Source organism: Wolbachia endosymbiont of Drosophila barbarae (genome assembly GCF_044752445.1).
In the GTDB taxonomy this organism is placed as follows: domain Bacteria; phylum Pseudomonadota; class Alphaproteobacteria; order Rickettsiales; family Anaplasmataceae; genus Wolbachia; species Wolbachia pipientis.
In genome coordinates, this window is the sequence record NZ_JBIXJM010000017.1 from 1 (window position 1) to 758 (window position 758).

1 protein-coding gene is annotated in these 758 nt (G+C 34.0%); it reads left to right on the forward strand.

Annotated elements, in window-relative coordinates; genetic code table 11:
• Positions 1–11: 11 nt before the first annotated feature.
• A partial coding sequence (locus ACIPNH_RS00195) for an N-acetylmuramoyl-L-alanine amidase (protein WP_400770782.1) occupies positions 12–758 on the forward strand: 747 nt, incomplete at its 3' end.

Genomic DNA, 758 nt, shown 5'->3' on the forward strand with positions numbered 1-758 from the left:
ATGAAGATGGTATGAAAATCCAACTATCTAAAATCAACAAATATTTATTAGTTTTACTGATTACTGTCTCAGCATTTCTCATATCTGGGCAAGTATCCAGTTCAAGCAGTATCGAGAATGATTTTCAAGATTTACAAGAAAAATTACCATTATTGAAAGATCAGGATTTGTTATTTTTAGATCCAGCTTCAGCTTTAAATTATGGTGATAGGACCGGTGAAAAAGTGTTAATGGTTATAGTTCACCATACTGAAACATCAACATTAAAAGGTACAAAAGATATGCTGAATGCTAGAGGATTGTCAGTTCATCTTATTGTCGATAGGGACGGCAGCGTTACCTTAATGGTTCCATTAGAGAAAGAAGCATGGCATGCTGGTATTAGTTATGCAAGAGTTAAGATAAATAGCAAGCTTGAAGAGCTGCAGAAGCTTAACAATTATTCTGTAGGTATTGAAATTGTAAACACAGGACTTGAGCCTTTTCCGGAAGAGCAAATGAGATCTGTTAAAGAGCTGATTTTATACCTTATGGAGCGTTTTAAAATTAAAAGGGATATGATATTTAGTCATTCTGAAATAGGAACTATAGTGCATGATCCAGAGCTTAGCTATACAATGCGTAAACCAGATCCACACAAATTGTTTGATTGGGAGTTATTAGAGAAAAATGGAATTGGATTGCACATAAGTGATAGAATAAACCCTAAAGATGCTAAACACAAAATGGGCAAAACATTGTATAAAGCAGGTGATAGA